Below are 24,728 nucleotides of genomic sequence, written 5' to 3'. Positions count from 1 at the left end.
ATCCTGACGCCTTCTTTTGAGTGCCTGATTACAGGCCGGAATGGTGAGTAACGTATGACAGATTTAACCACGCAAGATCTCGCTCAGCCTGCATGGCAAACCCGGGATCACCTGGACGACCCGGTGATCGGCGAGCTGCGTAACCGTTTTGGGCCGGACGCCTTTACCGTTCAGGCTACCCGCACCGGCATCCCGGTGGTTTGGGTGAAGCGTGAACAATTGCTGGAAATTGTTGAATTCCTTCGTAAGCTGCCGAAGCCTTACGTCATGCTTTATGATTTGCATGGCATGGATGAGCGTTTACGTACCAACCGCGCCGGGTTACCCGCCGCGGATTTTTCCGTTTTCTATCATCTGCTATCTATTGAACGCAATCGCGACATCATGCTCAAGGTCGCGTTGTCTGAAAACGATATGCATTTGCCAACCATCACCAAAATTTTCCCGAATGCCAACTGGTATGAGCGCGAAACCTGGGAAATGTTTGGTATGACTTTTGATGGTCACCCGCACCTGACGCGCATCATGATGCCGCAGACGTGGGAAGGGCACCCGCTGCGTAAGGACTATCCGGCGCGCGCGACTGAGTTTGACCCCTTCACGCTGACCAAGCAAAAAGAAGACCTTGAGATGGAGTCGCTGACCTTCAAGCCAGAAGAGTGGGGCATGAAGCGCAGCACCGCCAATGAGGACTTCATGTTCCTCAACCTGGGTCCGAACCACCCGTCTGCACACGGTGCGTTCCGCATCATTCTGCAACTCGACGGTGAAGAGATTGTCGATTGCGTCCCGGATGTCGGTTATCACCACCGTGGTGCCGAAAAGATGGGTGAGCGTCAGTCCTGGCACAGCTATATTCCGTACACCGACCGTATCGAATACCTCGGCGGTTGCGTTAATGAAATGCCGTATGTGCTGGCGGTCGAAAAATTGGCGGGTATCACCGTGCCAGATCGCGTCAATGTGATTCGCGTGATGCTGTCAGAGCTGTTCCGCATCAACAGCCATCTGCTCTATATCTCGACCTTTATTCAGGACGTCGGCGCGATGACGCCGGTGTTCTTTGCCTTTACCGACCGTCAGAAAATCTATGACGTGGTGGAAGCCATCACCGGTTTCCGTATGCACCCGGCATGGTTCCGTATTGGTGGTGTAGCGCACGATCTGCCGAAAGGTTGGGAACGTCTGCTGCGTGACTTCCTCGACTGGATGCCTAAGCGTCTGAAAGAGTACGACAAAGCCGCGCTGCGTAACCGCGTGTTGATGGGGCGTTCACAGGGTGTTGCCGCCTACAACATGGATGAAGCGTTGGCCTGGGGCACCACCGGTGCGGGTCTGCGCGCGACCGGTCTTGATTTTGACGTGCGTAAATGGCGCCCCTATTCAGGTTATGAACACTTCGATTTTGAGATTCCGGTCGGTGCGGGCATCAGCGATGCCTACACCCGCGTGATGCTGAAAATGGAAGAAATGTGGCAGTCGCTGCGTATTCTGGAGCAATGCCTGAAAAATATGCCGGAAGGGCCGTTCAAGGCGGATCACCCGCTGACCACGCCGCCGCCAAAAGAGCGCACGCTACAACACATTGAAACCCTGATTACTCACTTCCTACAGGTTTCCTGGGGGCCGGTAATGCCGGCCAACGAATCCTTCCAGATGATCGAGGCGACCAAAGGGATCAACAGTTACTACCTGACCAGCGACGGCAGCACCATGAGCTACCGCACCCGTGTGCGTACGCCGAGCTTCCCGCATCTGCAACAGATCCCGTCGGTGATCCGTGGCAGCCTGGTATCCGACCTGATCGTTTACCTCGGTAGTATCGATTTTGTTATGTCAGACGTGGACCGCTAATTATGCACGATCAAAAAATTGCCATCCAAACGATCGACCCTAATGAGGTCTTTGTGCTGAGCGAGGCAGAACACCACGCGATTGAGCACGAAAAACACCATTACGAAGATGCGCGTGCGGCTTCGATTGAAGCCCTGAAGATCGTGCAGAAACAGCGTGGCTGGGTCCCCGATGGCGCGATTAACGCCATTGCTGAAGTGCTGGGAATTCCGGCCAGTGACGTGGAAGGTGTCGCGACCTTCTACAGCCAGATTTATCGTCAGCCAGTGGGCCGTCATGTGATTCGCTACTGCGACAGCGTGGTGTGCCATATCACCGGTTATCAGGGTATTCAGGCCGCTTTAGAACAAAACCTGCATATCAAACCGGGCCAGACTACGCCGGACGGTCGCTTTACGCTGCTGCCGACTTGCTGCCTGGGTAACTGTGATAAAGGCCCGACCATGATGGTGGATGAAGACACCCACGTTCATCTGACGCCGGAAGGTATCGCCACTTTACTGGAGCAGTATCAATGACCATCAAACAGATCATTCGTACTGCGGAAACGCATCCTCTGACCTGGCGTCTGCGTGATGACAAACAGCCGGTGTGGATTGATGAATATCGCAGCAAAAACGGTTACGTCGGTGCCGAAAAAGCGCTGAAAGGTATGAGCCAGGACGAAATCGTCGCAGCCGTAAAAGACTCCGGTCTGAAAGGTCGCGGCGGTGCAGGTTTTAACACCGGTCTGAAATGGAGCCTGATGCCGAAAGACGAATCCATGAACATCCGTTACCTGCTGTGTAACGCCGATGAAATGGAGCCAGGCACCTATAAAGACCGCCTGCTGATGGAACAAATGCCGCACCAGTTGGTGGAAGGTATGTTGATCAGCGCCTTTGCGTTGAAAGCTTACCGTGGCTACATCTTCCTGCGTGGTGAATACATCGAAGCAGCGGCCAACCTGCGTAAAGCGATTGCCGAAGCCACCGAAGCGGGCTTTATCGGTAAAAACATCCTCGGCACCGGCTTTGATTTCGAGCTGTTCGTGCATACCGGGGCAGGCCGCTACATTTGTGGTGAAGAGACAGCGTTAATCAACTCACTGGAAGGACGTCGCGCTAACCCGCGTTCCAAGCCACCGTTCCCGGCCAGCGCCGGTGTGTGGGGCAAACCGACCTGTGTTAACAACGTTGAGACGCTGTCAAATGTGCCTGCCATCTTCCTCAATGGGGTGGATTGGTACAAGAACATCTCAAAAAGTGAAGACACCGGCACCAAAATGATGGGCTTCTCAGGCCGCGTAAAAAATCCGGGTGTCTGGGAATTGCCGTTCGGTACTACCGCGCGTGAAATCCTCGAAGACTATGCAGGTGGCATGCGCGATGGCCTGAAGTTCAAAGCCTGGCAGCCAGGTGGCGCAGGGACCGACTTCCTCACCGATCAGCATCTCGACCTGCCGATGGAATTTGCCAGCATTGGTAAAGCCGGTAGTCGTCTGGGTACCGCGCTGGCGATGGCGGTGGATCATGAGATCAACATGGTCTCGCTGGTGCGCAATCTGGAAGAGTTCTTTGCTCGCGAATCCTGCGGCTGGTGTACGCCATGCCGTGATGGTTTGCCGTGGAGCGTGAAGATCCTGCGTGCACTGGAGCAAAAGCAAGGTCAGCCGGGTGATATCGAAACCCTGCAACAACTTTGCCGTCAGCTTGGCCCAGGTAAAACCTTCTGTGCGCATGCGCCGGGTGCCGTCGAGCCGCTGCAAAGCGCGATTAAATATTTCCGTGAAGAGTTTGAAGCCGGCATTGCGCCGCAGGTGTTTGGCAATACCCGCGCTATTGGCGGTATTCAGCCCAACCTGCTGAAAGCGCGCTGGTAATCAGCCGCCGTACACGGATAACCCTGTGGCGAGAGCATCGCGGCGGGGGAAAGAAAGAGATGTTTAACGCTCGTCTTCGGACGGGCCTTACGGAAGCATATTCACTATGGCTACAATCCATGTAGACGGTAAAGAGTATGATGTGAACGGGGCGGACAACCTGCTACAGGCTTGTCTCTCCCTGGGCCTTGATATTCCTTATTTTTGCTGGCATCCCGCGCTGGGAAGCGTAGGTGCCTGCCGCCAGTGTGCGGTAAAGCAATTCCAGAATGCCGAAGATACTCGCGGCCGCCTTGTTATGTCCTGCATGACACCGGCGTCGGACGGCACTTTTATCTCCATCGACGATGGCGAAGCGAAAGAGTTTCGTGAAAGCGTGGTGGAGTGGCTGATGACCAACCACCCGCACGACTGCCCGGTGTGTGAAGAGGGGGGTAACTGCCACCTTCAGGATATGACGGTGATGACGGGCCACAGCTTCCGTCGCTATCGCTTCACCAAACGCACCCACCAAAATCAGGATCTCGGCCCGTTTATTTCGCATGAAATGAACCGCTGTATCGCCTGTTACCGCTGCGTGCGTTACTACAAAGATTATGCCGACGGCAAAGACCTTGGTGTCTACGGCGCACACGACAACGTCTACTTTGGTCGCCCGGAAGATGGCACGCTGGAGAGCGAATTCTCCGGTAACCTGGTCGAAATTTGTCCGACCGGGGTGTTCACCGATAAAACCCACTCCGAACGCTACAACCGTAAATGGGACATGCAGTTTGCTCCGAGCATCTGCCAGCAGTGCAGCGTCGGTTGTAACACCAGCCCGGGTGAACGTTATGGTGAACTGCGTCGCATTGAAAACCGTTACAACGGCACGGTAAACCATTATTTCCTGTGTGACCGTGGTCGCTTTGGTTATGGCTACGTCAACCGCAAAGATCGTCCTCGTCATCCGGTACAGTTGCGCGGTAATGACTGGGTTACGCTGAATGCCGAACAGGCGGTGAACGCGGCGGCAGATGTGCTGCGTCAGGCGAAAAAAGTCATTGGTATAGGTTCACCGCGCGCCAGCATTGAAAGCAACTTTGCGCTGCGTGAGCTGGTGGGTGCAGAAAACTTCTCCACCGGTATGCCTGCTGGCGAGCAGACGCGTCTTGAGCTGATGCTGAAAGTGCTGCGTGAAGGCGGCATCTACACCCCGTCTCTGCGTGAAATTGAAAGCTACGATGCGGTGCTGGTGCTGGGTGAAGATCTCACTCAGGTCGGTGCGCGTGTCGCACTGTCCGTGCGTCAGGCAGTTAAAGGTAAAGCCCGCGAAATGGCGGCGGCGCAGAAAGTCGCTGACTGGCAGATTGCGGCGATCCTGAACATTGGTCAGCACGCCAAACATCCGTTGTTTGTGACCAACGTTGATGAAACCCGTCTGGATGATATCGCGGCATGGAGCTACCGTGCACCGGTGGAAGACCAGGCGCGTCTTGGTTTTGCTATTGCGCATGCGCTGGACGAATCCGCGCCAGCCCCAGGCAACTTTGACAAAGCTCTCGACGGCAAGCTGGACGTCGTGGTGCAGGCGCTGGCAGGGGCGAAAAAGCCGCTGATTATCTCCGGTACCCACTCGGGCAGCACCGCCATGATTGAAGCGGCGGCTAACGTCGCGAAAGCGCTAAAAGCGCGCGGCGCGGATGTCGGCATTACCTTGCTGGCGTCAGCGGCAAACAGCATCGGTCTTGGATTGATGGGGGGGGCATCGCTGGACAGCGCGCTGGATCAACTGAGCAAAGGCGAAGCGGACACTCTGGTGGTGCTGGAAAACGACCTTTACCGCCACGCGCCAAAAGCGACGGTGGACGCCGCGCTGGCTCAGGCAGCCAACGTGATTGTGGTCGATCATCAACGCACCAGCACGCTGGAAAAAGCCAACCTGGTGTTCTCTGGTGCCAGCTTTGCGGAAAGCGACGGCACCTCGATCAACCACGAAGGCCGCGCACAGCGTTTCTTCCAGGTTTTCGATCCGGCCTACTACGACAACAGCGTGGTGATGCTGGAGAGCTGGCGCTGGTTGCACTCGCTGCACAGCACGGTTGAAAGCCGTCAGATTGACTGGACGCTGCTTGATCATGTGATTGATGCTGCGGTGGCTGCTCTGCCACAACTGAAAGGTATCAAGGACGCGGCACCGGATGCCAGCTTCCGTATTCGTGGACAAAAACTGGCGCGTTCACCGCATCGTTACAGCGGCCGTACCGCCGCGCGTGCCAACATCAGCGTGCACGAACCGCGTCAGCCGCAAGATAAAGACACCATGTTCGCCTTCTCGATGGAGGGTAACAACCAGCCGGGTGCGGCCCGTTCGCAGATCCCGTTTGCCTGGGCGCCAGGCTGGAACTCCCCGCAGGCATGGAACAAATTCCAGGCCGAAGTGGGCGGTAAGCTGCGCAATGGTGATCCGGGTGTGCGTCTGTTTGAAGCTACGGAAGGTGCATTGCCGTGGTTCAGCGCGATTCCGGACAGCTTCGTTAGTGGCAGCCAGTGGCGTGTCGCCCCTTACTATCAACTGTTTGGTAGCGAGGAGATGACCCAGCGTTCTCCGGTGTTCCAGAAACGTATGGCTCCGGCTACGCTGGTCATTAACCCGGCCGATGCGGAAAAACTGGGCGTCAACAATGGTGCCGCCGTTGAGCTGGTGTGTGCCGGTGAAACGCTGCGTCTGCCGGTGCGCTTCTCCAGTGCGTTGCAGGCGGGGCAGGTAGGTCTGCCGCTGGGTATGCCGGGCGTGCCGCCGTTCCTCTCCGGTGCGCAAATTGACAAATTGCAGGAGGCGGCGCAATGAGCTGGCTGACACCGGACGTTATTGACATCCTGATTAGCATCGTCAAAGCCATCGTCATCTTGCTGGTGGTGGTGGCCTGCGGTGCCTTCATGAGTTTTGCCGAGCGTCGTCTGCTCGGCCTCTGGCAGAACCGTTACGGACCAAACCGTGTAGGTTGGGGCGGTTCGCTGCAATTAGCAGCAGATATGCTGAAAATGTTCTTTAAAGAGGACTGGGTCCCGCCCTTTACCGACCGCTTTATCTTTACTCTGGCCCCGGTGATTGCGTTTGTTTCGCTGCTGCTGGCTTTCGCCATCGTACCGGTATCGCCCACCTGGATGGTCACCGACCTGAACATCGGTCTGCTGTTCTTCCTGATGATGGCCGGTCTGGCGGTGTATGCGGTGCTGTTCGCGGGCTGGTCGAGTAACAACAAATACTCGCTGCTCGGCGCGATGCGTGCTTCCGCGCAGACCCTGAGCTACGAAGTGTTCCTCGGCCTGTCGCTGATGGGCGTGGTGGCACAGGCAGGTTCCTTCAATCTGAACGCTATCGTCGAAAGTCAGGCGCATTTGTGGAACATCATTCCGCAATTCTTTGGCTTCCTGACCTTCTGTATCGCGGGCGTTGCGGTGTGTCACCGTCACCCGTTTGACCAGCCAGAAGCAGAACAGGAACTGGCCGATGGTTACCACATCGAATACGCCGGGATGAAGTTCGGTCTGTTTTTCGTGGGTGAATACGTGGCGATCACCACCGTATCAGCGCTGATTGTGACGCTGTTCTTCGGTGGCTGGCACGGACCGTTCCTGCCGCCGTTCATCTGGTTCGCTATTAAGACCGCGTTCTTCATGATGATGTTTATCCTGATTCGTGCTGCGCTTCCGCGTCCACGCTATGACCAGGTGCTGTCGTTCGGCTGGAAAGTGTGTCTGCCGTTGACGCTGTTGAACCTGCTGGCGACCGCCGCAGTGATTCTGTCTGCGCAGTAAGGGGTTTTGAGATGACTTTAAAAGATATTGTCGTTGGCTTCGGCACGACAGTGCGCAGTATCTGGATGATAGGCATGCATGCCTTCGCCAAACGCGAAACCCAGATGTACCCGGAAGAGCCGGTCTACCTGCCACCGCGCTACCGTGGCCGTATCGTGCTGACGCGCGACCCGGACGGTGAAGAGCGTTGCGTTGCCTGTAACCTGTGTGCGGTAGCTTGTCCGGTAGGCTGTATTTCGCTGCAAAAAGCCGAAATGCAGGATGGTCGCTGGTATCCGGAATTCTTCCGCATCAACTTTTCACGCTGCATCTTCTGTGGTCTGTGCGAAGAAGCCTGTCCGACCACCGCTATCCAGCTGACCCCGGATTTCGAACTGGGTGAGTTTAAGCGTCAGGATCTGGTGTACGAAAAACAGGATCTGTTGATCTCCGGTCCGGGTAAATATCCGGAGTACAACTTCTACCGCATGGCGGGTATGGCAATTGACGGCAAAGGCAAAGGCGACGCGGAAAACGAAGCCAAACCGATCGACGTCAAAGGCTTGTTACCTTAAGGAGCCAGCTATGGAATTTGCGTTTTATCTTTGCGGTCTGGTGGCGGTGTTGACGACGCTACGCGTCATCACCCACACCAACCCGGTGCATGCACTGCTGTACCTGATTGTTTCGTTGCTGTCGATTGCTGGCGTGTTCTTCTCAATGGGCGCGTACTTTGCCGGGGCGCTGGAAATTATCGTCTACGCCGGTGCCATTATGGTGCTGTTCGTGTTCGTGGTGATGATGCTGAACCTTGGCAAATCCCAGCAGGATCAGGAGCGTGAGTGGCTGAAGCCGTCGCTGTGGATTGGTCCTGGCATCGTATCCCTGCTGCTGCTGGTGGTGATGATTTATGCCATCAGCACCGCGCACGATCAGGGCATTGATGGCACTGTCATTGACGCCAAAGCCGTGGGTATCAGCCTGTTTGGTCCTTACGTACTGGCGGTGGAGCTGGCATCCATGTTGCTGCTGGCCGGTCTGGTTGTTGCCTTCCATATTGGACGTGAAGAGCGTCAGGGCGAGGTGCTCAGCAATCGCCCGGCTGAGGCGCAAGGGAATAAGGAGGAGCACGCATGATCCCGTTACAACACGGCCTGATTCTGGCTGCTGTGCTGTTTGTTCTCGGCCTGACCTCACTGGTGCTGCGCCGTAACCTGCTGTTTATGTTGATTGGTCTGGAGATCATGATCAACGCCGCCGCGCTGGCGCTGGTGGTCGCAGGGAGCTACTGGGGGCAAGCCGACGGTCAGGTGATGTATATCCTGGCAATCAGCCTCGCGGCGGCGGAAGCCAGTATCGGTCTGGCGCTGCTGCTCCAGCTCTATCGTCGTCGTCAGACGCTGAACATTGACACTGTGAGCGAGATGCGCGGATGAATCTTCTCTACTTAACTGTTTTATTTCCGCTGATTGGCTTCCTGCTGTTGGCATTTTCCCGTGGTCGCTGGTCGGAGAACCTGTCTGCCGCTGTGGGGATGGGATCAGTCGGTCTGGCTGCCCTGACCACGATTTTTGTCGGCATGGATTTCTTCAGCCAGGGACAGCAACCGTTCACTCAGGCGCTGTGGACCTGGATGCAGGTTGGTCACTTTGACATCAAGGTCAATCTGGTGCTGGATGGCCTGTCGCTGACCATGCTGTCAGTGGTGACCGGTGTGGGTTTCTTCATCCACATGTTCGCGTCCTGGTACATGCGTGGTGAAGAGGGCTACTCACGCTTCTTCGCCTACACCAACCTGTTTATCGCCAGCATGGTGGTTCTGGTACTGGCCGATAACCTGATGCTGATGTACCTCGGCTGGGAAGGGGTGGGGCTGTGTTCCTACCTGCTGATTGGTTTCTACTACAGCAACCCGGAAAACGGCAAAGCGGCGATGAAAGCCTTCATCATTACCCGTGTGGGTGATGTGTTCCTCGCGCTGGCGTTGTTCATTCTCTACAACGAACTTGGCACGCTGAACTTCCGCGAGCTGATGGAGTTGGCTCCGGCGCACTTCGCCGCCGACAACCATATGCTGCAATGGGCAACCTTGCTGCTGCTGGGTGGTGCGGTTGGTAAATCTGCCCAGTTGCCGTTGCAAACGTGGCTGGCGGATGCGATGGCCGGTCCGACGCCGGTTTCAGCGCTGATCCACGCCGCGACGATGGTTACTGCGGGTGTCTACCTGATTGCCCGTACGCATGGCCTGTTCCTGCTGACGCCTGACGTGCTGCATCTGGTCGGTATTGTGGGTGCCATCACCCTGGTGCTGGCGGGCTTTGCTGCGCTGGTGCAAACCGACATCAAACGCGTGCTGGCATACTCCACCATGAGCCAGATTGGCTACATGTTCCTGGCGCTTGGCGTGCAGGCGTGGGATGCGGCGATTTTCCACCTGATGACCCACGCGTTCTTCAAAGCGTTGCTGTTCCTGTCATCCGGTTCGGTAATTCTGGCCTGCCATCACGAACAGAACATCTTCAAGATGGGCGGCCTGCGTAAGAGCATCCCGCTGGTGTATACCTGCTTCCTCGTGGGGGGGGCCGCACTGGCTGCGCTGCCGCTGATTACCGCAGGTTTCTACAGTAAAGATGAAATCCTGTTTGGTGCGCTGGCGAATGGTCACATCAATCTGATGGTGGCGGGTCTGGTGGGTGCGTTCCTGACCTCAATCTATACGTTCCGCATGATTTTCATCGTGTTCCACGGTGAAGAGAAAATCCATGCTCATGCCGGTAAAGGTATTACTCATCATCTGCCGCTGATTGTGCTGCTGGTGTTGTCCACCTTCATTGGTGCGTTGATTACACCGCCGCTGGCGGGTGTGTTGCCGCAGAACGAATTTGGTGAAGGCGGCAAAGTGGCACTGGAAATCACCTCTGGTGTGGTGGCGATCGTCGGCATTCTGATTGCTGCTGCGTTGTGGCTGGGCAAACGTCAGCTGGTTACCCGCGTTGCCAACAGCGCGCCGGGCCGTTTCTTCGGCACCTGGTGGTTTGCCGCCTGGGGCTTCGATTGGTTATACGACAAAGTGTTCGTTAAACCTTTCCTCGGCATTGCGTGGCTACTGCATCGTGATCCGCTGAACTCGCTGATGAATTTGCCAGCCCTGATTTCGCGCATTGGCAACAAAGGTCTGGTGGTCAGCGAAAACGGTTATCTGCGCTGGTACGTGGCGTCGATGAGCGTCGGTGCCGTGGTAGTGCTGGCGCTGCTGCTGGTGATCTAACAAGATTGATGGGCGGGGTGAGGGTTTCTTCACCCCAGTCGAGAAAGTAAAAATTGCCTGATAAAGGCAGAAAAAAGGGAAGTATGCCGTGTTATTACCTTGGCTAATAATCATACCTTTTCTCGGTGGCTTGCTGTGCTGGCTGGCTGAGCGCCTTGGCGCGAAGGTGCCGCGTTGGATAGCCCTGATCACCATGGCACTGACGCTGGTGATTTCGTTGCAACTCTGGTTGCAGGGTGGCTATTCACTGACGCAGGCGGCTGGCATGCCACAGTGGCAATCCACCTTCTCCGTACCGTGGATTCCGCGTTTTGGCATCAATTTCCATCTGGCGATTGATGGTCTGTCGCTGCTGATGGTGGTGCTGACCGGTCTGCTCGGCCTGATGGCGGTGCTCTGTTCGTGGAATGAAATTGAGAAGTATCAGGGCTTTTTCCACCTCAACCTGATGTGGATCCTCGGTGGCGTGATTGGTGTGTTCCTCTCCATCGACATGTTCCTGTTCTTCTTCTTCTGGGAAATGATGCTGGTGCCGATGTACTTCCTCATCGCACTCTGGGGTCACAAAGCGTCAGACGGTAAAACCCGTATCACGGCAGCGACCAAGTTCTTCATCTACACCCAGGCATCCGGTCTGGTGATGCTGATTGCTATCCTGGCGCTGGTGTTTGTGCACTACAACGCGACCGGCGTCTGGACCTTCAGCTACGAAGAGCTGCTGAAAACCCCGATGTCCCACACCGTGGAATATCTGCTGATGCTGGGCTTCTTTATCGCCTTCGCCGTCAAAATGCCGGTGGTGCCGTTACACGGCTGGCTGCCAGATGCGCACAGCCAGGCACCTACCGCAGGTTCGGTCGACCTCGCCGGGATTCTGTTGAAAACCGCAGCCTATGGTCTGCTGCGTTTCAGCCTGCCGTTGTTCCCGCACGCGTCGGCAGAATTTGCTCCGATTGCCATGTGGCTCGGCGTGATTGGTATCTTCTACGGTGCCTGGATGGCGTTCGCGCAGACCGATATCAAACGTCTGATCGCTTATACCTCCATTTCGCACATGGGCTTTGTGCTGATTGCCATCTACACCGGCAGTCAGTTGGCGTTCCAGGGTGCGGTGGTACAGATGATTGCCCACGGCCTGTCCGCCGCGGCGCTGTTTATCCTGTGCGGCCAACTGTATGAACGCCTGCATACCCGTGATATGCGTCAGATGGGTGGCCTGTGGTCACGTATCAAATGGATTCCGGGCCTGTCGTTGTTCTTTGCCGTGGCTAACCTCGGGATGCCGGGCACCGGTAACTTTGCCGGGGAATTTATGATTCTGACTGGCAGCTTCCAGGTGGTGCCGGTGATTATCGTGATTGCCACCTTTGGTCTGGTATTTGCCTCGGTGTACTCGCTGGTGATGATGCAGCGCGCGTACTACGGCGAAGCCAAATCACAGGCCCCACTGCCAGGGATGTCACCGCGTGAGTTCATTATGATTATGGTTTTGGTGGTGTTGCTGGTTCTGCTGGGGGTTTATCCGCAGCCGATTCTTGATACCTCCCATGCTGCAATGAGCAATATTCAGCAGTGGTTTACCGCTTCAATTTCAACTACAAGGCCGTAATTCGCCATGACAATAACTCCTCAACAATTGATCGCGTTACTGCCGCTGTTGATCGTCGGATTGACGGTGGTGGTTGTGATGCTGTCCATTGCATGGCGACGCAACCATTTTGTAAATGCCACGCTGACGGTCATTGGTCTTAACCTGGCGCTGCTTTCTCTGTGGTTTGTTGCCCATGTCGGGGCAATGGATGTGACGCCGATGCTGCGCGTTGATGGTTACTCCATCTTCTACACCGGACTGGTGATGCTGGCGAGTCTGGCGACCTGTACTTTCGCCTACCCGTGGCTGGCCGGTTTCCCGGACAACAAGGATGAGTTCTATCTGCTGGTGCTGATTGCCGCGCTGGGCGGTATTGTGCTGGCCAGCGCTAACCATCTGTCGGCGCTGTTCATCGGTATTGAACTGCTGTCTCTGCCGCTGTTTGGTTTGATTGGTTACGCCTTCCGCCAGAAACGTTCGCTGGAAGCGGCACTGAAATACACCATCCTGTCAGCTGCAGCCTCATCGTTCCTGTTGTTTGGTATCGCACTGATTTACGCGGATTCCGGCAGCCTGAGCTTTGTGCAGTTGGGTAAAAGCCTGAATGACAGCATGATGCAGCAGCCGCTGCTGCTGGTCGGCCTCGGGATGATGATTATCGGTCTTGGCTTCAAACTGTCGCTGGTGCCGTTCCATCTGTGGACGCCGGATGTCTATCAAGGCGCACCCGCTCCGGTATCCACTTTCCTTGCGACCGCCAGCAAAATCGCTATCTTTGGCGTGATCATGCGTCTGTTCATGTACGCGCCGGTGACCGACAGCGAAGCGGTACGTACCGTGTTGGGTGTGATTGCCTTTGTTTCGATTCTGTTCGGTAACCTGATGGCGATTTCGCAGAGCAACATCAAACGTCTGCTCGGTTACTCCTCCATCGCTCACCTCGGTTATCTGCTGGTGGCGTTGATTGCGGTGAAAACGCATCAGCTGTCGCTGGAAACCGCTGGCGTCTATCTGGCCGGTTACCTGTTCAGCAGCCTTGGCGCGTTCGGTGTGGTCAGCCTGATGTCCAGCCCTTACCGTGGCCCGGATGCCGATACTCTGTACTCCTACCGTGGCCTGTTCTGGCATCGTCCGATTCTGTCGGCGGTGATGACCATCATGATGCTGTCACTGGCCGGTATCCCGATGACACTGGGCTTTATTGGTAAGTTCTACGTGATCGCTTCCGGTGTGAACGCCCATCTGTGGTGGCTGACGGGTGCGGTGGTGGCAGGTAGCGCCATCGGCCTGTACTACTATCTGCGCGTGACTGTCAGCCTGTACCTCAGCCCGCCAGAGCTGCATACCCGCGATACGCCAGCGAATTGGGCATTCACCGCCGGTGGTGTGGTGGTACTGATTTCCGCGATTCTGGTGTTGCTGCTGGGGGTTTATCCGCAGCCGCTAATCACGCTGGTACAGATGGCTCAGCCGCTGATGTAACCTTCGTGTTGTTGCTTCAGACAAATCAGGCCTGCGGGCCTGATTTTTTTTGCCCGCTATCTGACAATTTTGCCGCGTGTTGCTAGTTTTTAAGCAGTGTTCACTCGTCGCGCAGAGGCCTTGTGATCAAGTTGATATTTTTGCTCACCGGTGCTCAGGTGATCCGCAGACGCTGGTACTGGCTGGCTTTAGTGGGTTCGGCCTTGCTGATTTTGTCTGCATTAATCCTCTATGACATCAGTAGCGACGGCCTGCTTTCGGTGCCGCTGGATCTGCTGGCGATATTTTTTATCATCGAAGGTCTGGTGCAGATGACATTCGCGTTTATCCGCGAAATGCGTATTGACGGGCTGACCCTGCTGAAAGCGCTGGGATTATGGTTTATCGGTTTTCTGATCCTCAATATTCCCCAGGACAACAATGATGTTTCGGCGGTGCTGTTTGGCATCGCGTTTATGGTCGATGGCCTGTTTCGTATTGCTGCAGCTGTGGTATTGCGTGGCTGGCGCTGGCGTAAGCAGTGCCTGACCGGGGTTGTCGAGTGGTTTATCAGCATTCTGATCCTCAGCGACTGGCCGTTTCATCATCACATCGCCGTGCCCTTATGTTTCGCGTTGTTGTTGCTGAGTATCGGCACCACGCTGCTACAAATGGCACGACAGGCGAATTTGTTGACGGATAACAGCACCGTCACCACGCTACCGCTGTTTAAAGTCGGGGGATTGCGACAATGGCACAGCAGCCAATACGTCCATCCGCCATTTCCCCACCGACCACCCACTCAGCCATTGAAAGTCTATGTCTGGACCCCATTGGGATCAGGCAGGCTGCGCGAGAGTTACCAGCTAATCAATCGTTATATTGCCGCCGTCGATCAACATGGCGTGATATCAACCGGCCATGCGGCGATGGAAGCGGGCGAGGATCTGTATATCAGCCACTATCCGCTGGATGATATTGATCGCGACAGCAGTAACTTCCGCGCGGTGCTGCGTTCCGGGGAACACAATGATGTAGCCGGACGTTTCCTTGCCTCCCTTACGCTGGAGGTCGCTGACTGGTGCACCCCTGATAAACAAATTCTGTTTACCCATTATAATTTCAAGGCATTACATAATTTCTGGCACAGTTACCGCCTGGACAGTACCTACAACCTGACCGCGCGAAACTGTTCTTCCGCCGTGATTCAGGCATTAGATGTCGCGATTGAGGGCGTTCTCGCCAGAAAACCCTATGCCGGATTGCGATTGTTCAGCGATCCCAACTTTTGGTTATTGGGGGTCGTACGCGGCAGGGCGGAGGAGATGACCTGGACGCCTGGCCTGGTGCTGGATTATGTCCGGTTGCTGCACCGTGTCATTGAGCCACAGCCCAGCTCGCTCTGGCCGGTTCGTTTGTGGCGTAGCCTGTGCTTACGCCATGCGTTATGGCAGCAAAAACGGACGCCATCGCGCAGTGTGATCAAATGACGCGAAACAGCGTAATGATCCTTGTCGCGATCACTATCTTTGGTCTGACTTATGGTTTAAGCGCACCACTGATTGCACTCAGGCTCTCGGCGGCTGGCTATAGTGAAACGCTGATTGGCATCAATGCGGCGATGCATGCGGCAGGTGTGCTGATTATCGCCCCTGCCTTGCCAGCACTTTGCCGCCGTTTTTCGCCACAAGCATTGCTGATCACCGCACTGCTGGCCTCAATGCTGCTGTTAATCTTTTTTCCTTTGTTACCCATTGCCAGCAGCTTCTTGTTGCGGTTGCTGCTCGGTATGGCTTCCGAAGTGATTCTGGTGGTCACGGAAACCTGGCTCAATCAACAATGCGTGGAAAGCAATCGCGCGAAGATGCTGGCAACCTACACCGCGATGTTATCGGCAGGGTTTGCGCTTGGTCCTTTTATCTTGACCTTGCAGGGCAGCGGGGATGGCGCGTTTATTACCGGGGCCGCCTTGTCTGCCATTGCCGCGCTGGCGCTGCTCGGCAGCGGTAAACTGCGTTTCAGTGCGGAACAGGGGGGGGCACGGAGTTTCTCACGCTGGTTGCGATTGTTACCTCTGGCACTGTCGGCGACCATCCTCAACGCGGCTCTGGAAGCGGCTGGTATGAATCTGCTGGCACTTTACGCCATCAATCTTGGCTGGTCTGAAGCGCAGGCGACATCCTTAATCACCATTTTACTGGTCGGTGCGATCCTGTTGCAGTTGCCGATCGGTTGGCTGGCCGATCGTATGGATCGCCATCATTTGATTGTCTGGCTGGCTGCGTTGTCGACCCTGGGGGCGCTTGCCTGGCCGCTGGCGTTGCAATCGTTGTGGCTGGCGCGTTTGCTGTTGTTCTGCTGGGGCGGGGTATTTGTCGGCATTTATACAGTGATCATCACGCTGGTGGGGCAGCGCTTTCAGGGTTCGGAACTGGCGGCAGCCTATGCGGTGCTGTCGGTGGCGTGGGGTATTGGCGCCTTTGTTGGCCCGGCATTGGGGGGATTAGCGATGTCACTCACGCTGCATGGCCTGCCGTGGATGGCGGCGCTATTGTGCGCCTTCTTTACCGGTTTCGCCTTACAACAACGACGATGTTGATTTATTTTTCGGCTTCATAAAACCTGCGCGATAAATCGCGCCGCTACGGAAGGAAATGATCATGGATATTAACTGGCTGGATATTCATCACCGCGATTTAACGGTGCCACAACTTTATGCGTTGCTGGCGTTGCGCAGTGAAGTCTTTGTAGTGGAACAAAATTGTCCCTATCTCGATGTCGATGGACAGGATCTGGTAGCGGAAAATCGCCATCTGCTGGGCATGCTGGGTGACGAATTGGTGGCGTATGCACGTATTTTATCGCCTACTGATGCGCAAAGTCCGGTGAAGATTGGGCGGGTGATTGTTTCCAGTCGCGCCAGGGGAATCAATCTCGGCAATCGCTTGATGACGCAGGCTTTGCAGAGCTGCCAGCAGCACTGGCCGCAGCATTCGCCGTTCCTCTCAGCGCAGGCGCATCTGCAATCGTTCTATGCCGGGCATGGCTTTGTGGCGGTGAGTGATATCTATCTCGAAGACGATATCCCGCATATTGATATGTCGCGCACAACTTCGTAGCGGCGCGATTTCCAAAAAATAATGGCGAGGTTCTCACCTCGCCATGTTTATCAGCCCGGCGTCATCTGCCGATCGTCAACGTATTTACGCTGGTCCGGCGCTGGCGGGAAGTATTGATACAACCAGGTTTCGCTCAGTGTCTCGTCTTTGGTACGCAGGAACAGACGCATATCCACCGGCTTGGTGGAATCGCTGTTCGGGTACCAGTCAAACAGGATGCGGTAGCCATCGATCGGCTCCACATACAAAATCTCGACCTGCTTGATGGTGCCCGCTGACACGGTAATCACCGGTTCGATCCCCTTCGGTGCAGCGGCTTTGAGATCGCCCCCGACGAAATCGATGGCAAAGCGACGGCTCCACTGCTCCGGGAAGTGCTCGCCTGGCGCCCAACCTTCCGGGAAACCGCCAATGCCGGTACGGGTGGCATCCACACGCGCCAGACCGCTGCGTACCGGTGGCAGGCCGCTCCAGTAAAGTTTGTACTGGAAGTTGAACTCGCTACCGGCTTTCACCGGTTTTTCCGGTTGCCAGAAGCACACCACGTTATCCAGCGTTTCGCCGGTGGTGGGGATTTCCATCAGGTTGATGGCCCCTTTGCCCCATTTGCCAATCGGCTCAACCCACAGGCTTGGACGTTTGTCGTACCAGCCAATCACATCCTGATAATCCTTAAAGTCGTGATTGAGCTGCAACAGACCAAAACCGCGCGGGTTCTCATCCTGATAAGCGTTGAACTGCAAACGCTGCGGGTTGTTCAGCGGGCGGGCAATCCATTCACCGTTGCCGGTCCACATTGCCAGACGGTCAGAGTCGTGGATTTGCGGGTGGTAGGTGTTGCACATGCGGCGTTCGTTGGTGCCACAGCTAAACATACTGGTCATCGGCGCGATACCCAACTGACGGATATCATTGCGGGCAAACAGGTGGTTTTCCACCTCCATCACCACGCGTTTGGCTTCGCAGTGGATGGTGAATTTATACGCACCGGTCACGCTGGCACCGTCCAGCAGGGCATACACCACAAAGGTGGTGTCTTCGGCTTTCGGGGTTTCAAACCAGAAGGCGGTGAAATCCGGGAATTCTTCATGACCGTTGCTGAAGGTGTTCACCGCTACGCCACGGGCGGACAGACCGTACTGGTAGGTTTCATCCACGGCGCGGAAGTAGCTGGCACCGAGGAAAGAGACGATGTCGCGGCGCGCCAGTTCCGGTTTCTTAAAGGCGCGGAAACCGGCAAAGCCGAGATCGGTTTTGCCAACCAGTTGTTTGGGATCAACGTTGGCGTCGTTATAGTTAAACAACTCCGGGCGGAAGTGGATTTCACGCGCTTCACGGCTGGCGGCATCCACGGAGAACATCTGGATACGGCGTTTAAAACCCATACCAACATGGAAGAATTGTACATCCAGTTCGCGGTTGGGGATGTTGTTCCACAGCGAATGGTTGGCGTCATACTGAATGGCGTTATAGGCCTGTGGCGTCAGATTGGCCAGGGTGTCCGGTAGCGGGCCTGGCGCGCCGCCCCAGGGTTGCTTCGCCAGTGCGGCAGCTTTCTTTTTCAGTACATCGAAATCGAAGCGAACCGCAGTACCGTCGGCAATGCCATCTGCGGCCCAGGCGGACTGTGCAAACAGCGTGGACAGACCCGTCATACCACTCAGGGCAGAGAGGGCCATGGACGCTTTCATAAACTTTCTACGATTCATGCCAGAAATCTAATCCTTAGCTGCTCGGGTTTAAGGTGACTGCCGTGCATCATGCACGCATTTCAGACCTGATAGCGTCAGGCTACAGGGGGTTACGACAGTCGCCGAATGAAAAAATTCAGTCCGAAGAAATTTATCAGATAAATCATAGAAGCGAAGCAGATTTCATATCTTTACCCTTTGCCGACGAAACTCGGGCGATTCCTGGCCGTTGCTTGCCCCGAACGGGCGTTTAGTGACTATAGTTAACCGACAGGTAAGTTAAATACATGGAGGAACTACGTAATGTCATCCACCGATCAATTTGAAACCCGTCTTGATGATGATTTGGCTTTGCTGACCGAAACGCTGGAAGAGGTGCTGCGTTCGTCCGGCGATCCGGCCGATCAAAAATATATCGAACTGAAAAGCAAAGCGGAGCAGGCGCTGGAAGAGGTGAAGTCTCGCGTCAGCCAGGCGTCCGACAGTTACTACTATCGGGCAAAAAAAGCTGCTTACCGTGCCGATGAGTATGTGCACGACAAACCCTGGCAGGGCATTGGTATTGGTGCCGCCGCCGGTCTGTTCTTAGGATTGCTGCTGGCCCGCCGCTAATCATTATCGGGCGCGTACCCATCGCGCCCGTCCTCCCCCTGAAATACCCCAAACCGCATCGACAGCGATTGTGTTTCTCTCTCCCGCTTTCTACATTAAACCGACAGGGATAAAGGAGAATAAACGTGATACGAGTTGAAATGCTCTCGACGGGCGATGAAGTGTTACACGGGCAGATTGTCGATACCAACGCCGCCTGGCTGGCTGATGTGTTATTCCAGCATGGCTTACCCATGACCAGCCGCAGCACAGTAGGCGATGCACTGCCATCACTGGTGGAGGCGCTACAAAGCCGCAGCCAGGTTGCTGATGTGCTGATTGTGAATGGTGGCCTCGGCCCGACCAGTGATGATCTCAGCGCGCTGGCGGCAGCAACCGCCAGCAACAGTCATTTGGTGCTGCATCAGGAGTGGCTGGAAAAGATGGAGGCCTGGTTTGCCGGTCGTGGGCGAGTCATGGCTCCGAGCAACCGTAAACAGGCGGAGATCCCCGCCAATGCGGAATTGATCGATAACCCGGTGGGTACCGCTTGTGGTTTCGCGCTGCAACTCAATCGCTGCTGGATATTCTTCACCCCGGGTGTACCTTCCGAGTTTAAGGTGATGGTGGAGCAGGAGATCCTGCCGCGTCTGAAAGCGCGTTTCGACCTACCCGAACCGCCTCTGTGCCTGCGTCTCACCACTTTCGGGCGCGGAGAAAGTGATATAGCGGCGGAACTGGAGCCGCTAGCCCTGCCGGAAGGCGTGGTGATGGGGTATCGCTCCTCAATGCCAATTATTGAAATTAAACTGACCGGCCCGGCCAGCCAGCGGGTGGCGATGGAACAGGTGTGGCAGCAGGTCAAACTGCTGCTGGCGGAATGCACCATTTTTGAAGGCACAGAAGGATTACCGGCGTGGCTGGCGCAACAACTGGCGGCGCGTGAATTGACGTTGGCCGTGAGTGAATCCTATACCGCCGGATTGCTGCAATGGCAACTGGCATCAGCCGAGGTGCCGTTGCGTGCCGGTAATGTGTTGCCGGAACAGACGGAAAGCCTGGAGCAGCAGGTGCAGCGTCTGCGTGAGTTCGCGGCTCAGCAGCAGGCTGAGGTTGGGCTGGCGGTCGGCACGCTACGCGAAGGAGAGGTGGCGATTTCATTGCACACCCCGGAGGCGAGCTGGGGCCAACTGGTGAAGTTCAACCACGGACGCCATAACCGCGAGATCCGCCAGAAAGTGGTGGCGATGATGGCTATGAATATGCTGCGCCGCTGGTTGCATGGCAGCGAAGTCAGCACCGGACACGGCTGGATTGATGTGCTGGAAACGGTGAGGCTCTAGCCAAAACAGGCTCGGTTGTAGCGGTGCGATTTATCGCGCGGCTTTTTCCGTCAGGCGCACGGATTGCGCGATAAAGCGCGTCGCTACAGCTCAATCTCAATCTCGCCGTTGGCTTTACAGCAGCAGGGCAGAAACTCGCCCTGCTGAATAAAAGCCAGCGGTGTCTCGGCGTACTGCACTTCACCTTTCAGCAAACGCATACGGCAAGAACCGCAATAGCCTTCACGACACTGATACTCGACGCAGACATTATGCGCTTCGAGGGTTGCCAGCAGATTGGGATGATCTTCTGCGCACTCCAGTCGGGTGCCGGAGCTACGCAGAATAACAACGGAACGGCTCATACTTAGAGTTGGAAGTCGTTAAAGTCGTCTTCGCCCACTTCCGAGTCAATCTGGCCGACCAGATAGGAACTGACTTCAACTTCCTGCGGTGCCACCTGCACGTTGTCAGACACCAGCCAGCTGTTGATCCACGGAATCGGGTTCGAACGGGTCTGGAATGGCAGGTCAAGACCGACCGCCTGCATACGGATGTTGGTGATGTACTCGATGTACTGGCACAGAATGTCTTTGTTCAGGCCAATCATTGAACCGCCGCTGAACAGATATTCTGCCCACTCTTTTTCCTGTTCGGCTGCTTTCTTGAACAGGTCATAGCATTCGTCACGGCATTCGGCCGCAATCTCTTTCATCTCCGGATCATCTTCGCCAGTACGCATCAGGTTCAGCATATGCTGGGTACCGGTCAGGTGCAGCGCTTCGTCACGGGCGATCAGACGGATGATTTTGGCGTTACCTTCCATCAGCTCACGCTCGGCAAAGGCAAACGAGCAGGCGAAGCTGACGTAGAAGCGAATCGCTTCCAGCGCGTTGACGCTCATCAGGCAGATGTAGAGTTGTTTCTTCAGCGAACGCAGGTCCACGGTCACGGTTTTACCCGCGACCTGATGGGTGCCTTCACCCAGCAGATGCCAGTAGTTGGTCATCTCAATCAGATCGTCGTAATACTTGGAGATATCCTGCGCACGGGCAAGGATCTGCTCGTTAGTGACGATATCGTCAAACACCAGCGCCGGATCGTTAACGATATTGCGGATGATGTGGGTATAGGAACGTGAGTGGATGGTTTCAGAGAACGCCCAGGTTTCCACCCAGGTTTCCAGCTCCGGGATGGAGATCAGCGGCAGCAGCGCCACGTTCGGGCTACGACCCTGGATCGAGTCCAGCAGCGTCTGATATTTCAGGTTGCTGATAAAAATGTGTTTTTCGTGATCCGGCAGCGCCTGATAGTCGATGCGATCGCGCGACACGTCCACTTCTTCCGGACGCCAGAAGAAGGAGAGCTGCTTCTCAATCAGCTTTTCAAAGATGTCATATTTCTGCTGATCGAAACGGGCAACGTTAACCGACTGACCGAAAAACATCGGCTCTTTCAGTTGGTCATTCTTGGTTTGTGAGAATGTGGTGTAAGCCATAGGGATGTCCAAATGTGGGCGGAGCCGCAGCTCCGCCTCTGATTAAATCTTACAAGCGCCGCTTTCGCAGCCGTCGTCCTGAATGGAGGGGGCCAGATCGTCCTGTGCATCCTCAGCACCGTCACGGGTGTTTTGGTAGTACAGGGTTTTCACGCCAAACTTGTAAGCGGTCAGCAGATCTTTCAGCAGCTGCTTCATCGGTACTTTGCCGTTAGCAAAGCGGCTCGGATCGTAGTTGGTGTTCGACGAAATCGCCTGGTCGATAAACTTCTGCATCACACCAACCAGTTGCAGGTAACCATCGTTAGACGGCATTTCCCACAGCAGTTCGTACTGATCTTTCAGACGCTCATACTCCGGCACTACCTGACGCAGGATACCGTCTTTCGACGCTTTGATACTGATGTGGCCGCGCGGCGGCTCGATGCCATTGGTGGCGTTCGAAATCTGCGATGACGTCTCTGACGGCATCAGCGCCGACAACGTTGAGTTACGCAGACCGTGCGTTTTGATCGACTCACGCAGCGTTTCCCAGTCGAGGTGCAGCGGTTCGTTGCAGATGCTGTCGAGATCCTTTTTATAGGTATCGGTCGGCAGAATGCCCTGCGCATAAGTGGTTTCGTTGAACCACGGGCAGGCACCTTGCTCTTTCGCCAGCTCGTTCGACGCCTTCAGCAGATAGTACTGAATCGCTTCGAAGGTTTTATGCGTCAGGTTGTTGGCGCTGCCATCAGAGTAACGCACGCCGTTTTTCGCCAGGTAGTAGGCGAAGTTAATCACGCCGATACCCAGGGTACGGCGGCCCATCGCACCGCGTTTCGCGGCCGGAATGGGGTAATCCTGATAGTCGAGCAGGGCATCCAGCGCACGTACCGCCAGAATCGCCAGCTCTTCCAGATCGTCGAGACTATCAATCGCGCCGAGGTTGAACGCTGACAGCGTACACAGGGCGATTTCACCGTTTTCGTCGTTAACGTCGTCCAGCGGCTTAGTCGGCAGGGCGATCTCCAGACACAGGTTGGACTGACGTACCGGCGCGATGGACGGATCAAACGGGCTGTGGGTGTTGCAGTGGTCAACGTTCTGGATGTAGATACGGCCAGTGGAGGCACGTTCCTGCATCATCAGTGAGAACAGATCAACCGCTTTGACACGCTGTTTACGAATGCTGTCGTCTTTTTCATAGGTGGTGTACAGACGCTCGAACTGGTCCTGATCGGCGAAGAACGCGTCGTACAGGCCCGGTACGTCAGACGGGCTGAACAGGGTGATGTCTTCACCTTTCAGCAGGCGTTGATACATCAACTTGTTGATCTGCACGCCGTAGTCCATATGACGCACGCGGTTGCCTTCAACACCACGGTTGTTTTTCAGCACCAGCAGGCTTTCCACTTCCAGATGCCACATCGGGTAGAACAGGGTAGCGGCACCACCGCGCACACCGCCCTGCGAGCAGGACTTCACGGCGGTCTGGAAGTGTTTGTAGAACGGGATACAGCCGGTATGGAACGCTTCACCGCCACGAATCGGGCTACCCAGCGCACGAATGCGACCGGCGTTGATACCGATACCGGCACGCTGCGAAACGTATTTCACAATCGCGCTGGAGGTGGCGTTAATGGAATCCAGGCTGTCGCCACACTCGATCAGCACGCAAGAGCTGAACTGACGAGTCGGGGTACGCACGCCAGACATAATTGGCGTCGGCAGCGAGATTTTGAAGGTCGAGACTGCGTCATAGAAACGTTTGACGTAATCCATACGTGTATCACGCGGATAACCTGAGAACAGGCATGCTGCGACCAGAATGTACAGGAACTGCGCGCTTTCGTAGATTTCACCGCTAACGCGGTTCTGCGCCAGGTATTTACCTTCCAGCTGCTTGACGGCGGCATAGGAGAAGTTCATATCGCGCCAGTGGTCGATAAAACTGTCCATCTGCTCGAACTCTGCTTTGCTGTAGTCTTCCAGCAGATGGCGATCGTATTTGCCCATCTCGACCATTTTAACTACCTGATCGTAAAGCGCTGGCGGCTCAAACTGGCCGTAGGCTTTCTTGCGCAGGTGGAAAATCGCCAGGCGTGCGGCAAGGTACTGATAATCCGGGGCATCGCGAGAAATAAGGTCTGCAGCGGCCTTGATGATGGTCTCATGAATATCTGAAGTTCGAATCCCATCATAGAACTGAATGTGGGAACGCAGCTCAACCTGTGACACTGAGACGTTGTTCAGACCTTCGGCTGCCCAGTCCAGTACCCGGTGAATTTTGTCGAGATCAATGCGCTCCTGGCGGCCATCGCGTTTAGTAACGAGCAGACTTTGGTTCATGTCGCGTTTTTACCTTTGCGTGAGTATCCAAAAATTAAAAGAAACCCCGGTTTATACACAGCATATTCATTGTGAATAATGTTGTGGATAAACACTACATCTAGGGGCTGAAGGGGGAAATCATAACTACATGGAGGCATATTTTAGTATTTTAACGCGGGTTAACAAGAGGAAAAAATGATGTATCGAGGGGTTGTAATTTTTGCGAAATTTCTTAGGCCTTGTCTTATAAGGCCCGACCCCGTGTCAACCAAATTGGAGATTTTTTTCAGAACTTGATCGAGCGCGTATTTCTTATGCAATCCTCTCCGGCAAGCCAAATTTCTGGTGAAAAAATGGCAGCATAAGCTACGCATAGTCGGAC

20 protein-coding genes are annotated in these 24,728 nt (G+C 55.4%); 16 read left to right on the top strand and 4 right to left on the bottom strand.

What is annotated here, in order from left to right:
- Positions 1-54 precede the first annotated feature (54 nt).
- The 14 genes from nuoC (at position 55) to AC6I8T_RS14455 (ending at position 16,934) form a co-directional block, all read left to right on the top strand.
- Positions 55-1,854 (top strand): NADH-quinone oxidoreductase subunit C/D, encoded by a 1,800-nt coding sequence (nuoC, locus tag AC6I8T_RS14520; RefSeq protein WP_021185074.1) that lies wholly within the window; start codon positions 55-57, stop codon positions 1,852-1,854.
- Positions 1,855-1,856: 2 nt separating this feature from the next.
- Positions 1,857-2,372 carry an NADH-quinone oxidoreductase subunit NuoE gene (nuoE, locus tag AC6I8T_RS14515; protein WP_013509883.1) on the top strand — a complete coding sequence of 172 codons (516 nt, stop codon included), beginning with the start codon at positions 1,857-1,859 and terminating at the stop codon, positions 2,370-2,372.
- A 2-nt stretch (positions 2,373-2,374) separates the two neighbouring features.
- Positions 2,375-3,715, top strand: coding sequence for an NADH-quinone oxidoreductase subunit NuoF (gene nuoF, locus AC6I8T_RS14510; RefSeq protein ID WP_152521892.1), 1,341 nt, complete (start codon positions 2,375-2,377; stop codon positions 3,713-3,715).
- 106 nt (positions 3,716-3,821) lie between these two features.
- The gene (gene nuoG, locus AC6I8T_RS14505) at positions 3,822-6,545 is read left to right on the top strand and encodes an NADH-quinone oxidoreductase subunit NuoG (RefSeq protein ID WP_497829313.1); all 2,724 of its coding nucleotides are present in this window, start codon (positions 3,822-3,824) and stop codon (positions 6,543-6,545) included.
- Positions 6,542-7,516: an NADH-quinone oxidoreductase subunit NuoH gene (gene nuoH / locus AC6I8T_RS14500; RefSeq protein ID WP_021185071.1), complete on the top strand. Its 975-nt coding sequence runs from the start codon at positions 6,542-6,544 to the stop codon at positions 7,514-7,516. Before nuoG ends, nuoH begins: the two co-directional genes overlap by 4 nt.
- Positions 7,517-7,527: 11 nt before the next feature.
- Positions 7,528-8,070, top strand: a complete 543-nt coding sequence (gene nuoI / locus AC6I8T_RS14495) for an NADH-quinone oxidoreductase subunit NuoI (RefSeq protein ID WP_013509879.1) — start codon at positions 7,528-7,530, stop codon at positions 8,068-8,070.
- Between the two features lie 10 nt (positions 8,071-8,080).
- The gene (gene nuoJ, locus AC6I8T_RS14490; protein ID WP_013509878.1) at positions 8,081-8,632 is read left to right on the top strand and encodes an NADH-quinone oxidoreductase subunit J; all 552 of its coding nucleotides are present in this window, start codon (positions 8,081-8,083) and stop codon (positions 8,630-8,632) included.
- Positions 8,629-8,931: an NADH-quinone oxidoreductase subunit NuoK gene (gene nuoK, locus AC6I8T_RS14485; RefSeq protein ID WP_013509877.1), complete on the top strand. Its 303-nt coding sequence runs from the start codon at positions 8,629-8,631 to the stop codon at positions 8,929-8,931. The genes nuoJ and nuoK overlap by 4 nt, the downstream gene beginning before the upstream one ends.
- Complete coding sequence (gene nuoL, locus AC6I8T_RS14480) at positions 8,928-10,763, top strand: NADH-quinone oxidoreductase subunit L (RefSeq protein ID WP_208723918.1); 1,836 nt, start codon at positions 8,928-8,930, stop codon at positions 10,761-10,763. Before nuoK ends, nuoL begins: the two co-directional genes overlap by 4 nt.
- Positions 10,764-10,851: 88 nt before the next feature.
- On the top strand, positions 10,852-12,372 hold the full coding sequence (nuoM, locus tag AC6I8T_RS14475; RefSeq protein WP_208723919.1) for an NADH-quinone oxidoreductase subunit M: 1,521 nt from the start codon (positions 10,852-10,854) through the stop codon (positions 12,370-12,372).
- Between the two features lie 6 nt (positions 12,373-12,378).
- On the top strand, positions 12,379-13,836 hold the full coding sequence (nuoN, locus tag AC6I8T_RS14470) for an NADH-quinone oxidoreductase subunit NuoN (protein ID WP_021185067.1): 1,458 nt from the start codon (positions 12,379-12,381) through the stop codon (positions 13,834-13,836).
- Positions 13,837-13,958: 122 nt separating this feature from the next.
- Positions 13,959-15,305 (top strand): HdeD family acid-resistance protein, encoded by a 1,347-nt coding sequence (locus AC6I8T_RS14465; RefSeq protein WP_497834067.1) that lies wholly within the window; start codon positions 13,959-13,961, stop codon positions 15,303-15,305.
- Positions 15,302-16,414 (top strand): MFS transporter, encoded by a 1,113-nt coding sequence (locus AC6I8T_RS14460; RefSeq protein ID WP_208723921.1) that lies wholly within the window; start codon positions 15,302-15,304, stop codon positions 16,412-16,414. Before AC6I8T_RS14465 ends, AC6I8T_RS14460 begins: the two co-directional genes overlap by 4 nt.
- 61 nt (positions 16,415-16,475) lie before the next feature.
- Positions 16,476-16,934, top strand: coding sequence for a GNAT family N-acetyltransferase (locus tag AC6I8T_RS14455; protein ID WP_021185064.1), 459 nt, complete (start codon positions 16,476-16,478; stop codon positions 16,932-16,934).
- A 50-nt stretch (positions 16,935-16,984) separates the two neighbouring features.
- On the opposite strand, the gene AC6I8T_RS14450 is transcribed toward AC6I8T_RS14455, so the two are convergent.
- Entirely contained in the window at positions 16,985-18,643 is a 1,659-nt protein-coding gene (locus AC6I8T_RS14450; protein ID WP_497834066.1) for a glucan biosynthesis protein D, read from the bottom strand.
- 285 nt (positions 18,644-18,928) lie between these two features.
- Here AC6I8T_RS14450 and elaB point away from each other — a divergent pair, with 285 nt between their 5' ends.
- On the top strand, positions 18,929-19,237 hold the full coding sequence (elaB, locus tag AC6I8T_RS14445; RefSeq protein ID WP_013509869.1) for a stress response protein ElaB: 309 nt from the start codon (positions 18,929-18,931) through the stop codon (positions 19,235-19,237).
- A gap of 125 nt (positions 19,238-19,362) precedes the next feature.
- The gene (locus AC6I8T_RS14440; RefSeq protein ID WP_036626806.1) at positions 19,363-20,559 is read left to right on the top strand and encodes a nicotinamide mononucleotide deamidase-related protein YfaY; all 1,197 of its coding nucleotides are present in this window, start codon (positions 19,363-19,365) and stop codon (positions 20,557-20,559) included.
- 83 nt (positions 20,560-20,642) lie between these two features.
- On the opposite strand, the gene yfaE is transcribed toward AC6I8T_RS14440, so the two are convergent.
- From yfaE to nrdA, 3 genes are read right to left on the bottom strand one after another with little or no spacing between them, the layout of a single operon-like run.
- Positions 20,643-20,903 (bottom strand): class I ribonucleotide reductase maintenance protein YfaE, encoded by a 261-nt coding sequence (gene yfaE, locus AC6I8T_RS14435; protein ID WP_021185061.1) that lies wholly within the window; start codon positions 20,901-20,903, stop codon positions 20,643-20,645.
- Between the two features lie 2 nt (positions 20,904-20,905).
- Entirely contained in the window at positions 20,906-22,036 is a 1,131-nt protein-coding gene (nrdB, locus tag AC6I8T_RS14430; RefSeq protein ID WP_021185060.1) for a class Ia ribonucleoside-diphosphate reductase subunit beta, read from the bottom strand.
- A 42-nt stretch (positions 22,037-22,078) separates the two neighbouring features.
- Complete coding sequence (gene nrdA / locus AC6I8T_RS14425) at positions 22,079-24,364, bottom strand: class 1a ribonucleoside-diphosphate reductase subunit alpha (protein ID WP_021185059.1); 2,286 nt, start codon at positions 24,362-24,364, stop codon at positions 22,079-22,081.
- Between the last annotated feature and the right edge of the window lie 364 nt (positions 24,365-24,728).

It is taken from the genome of Pantoea sp. X-Soil-OKNW-556 (assembly GCF_059730695.1).
The sequence above is the reverse complement of the archived record's forward strand: the minus strand, read 5'-3'. Positions and strand labels throughout refer to the sequence as shown.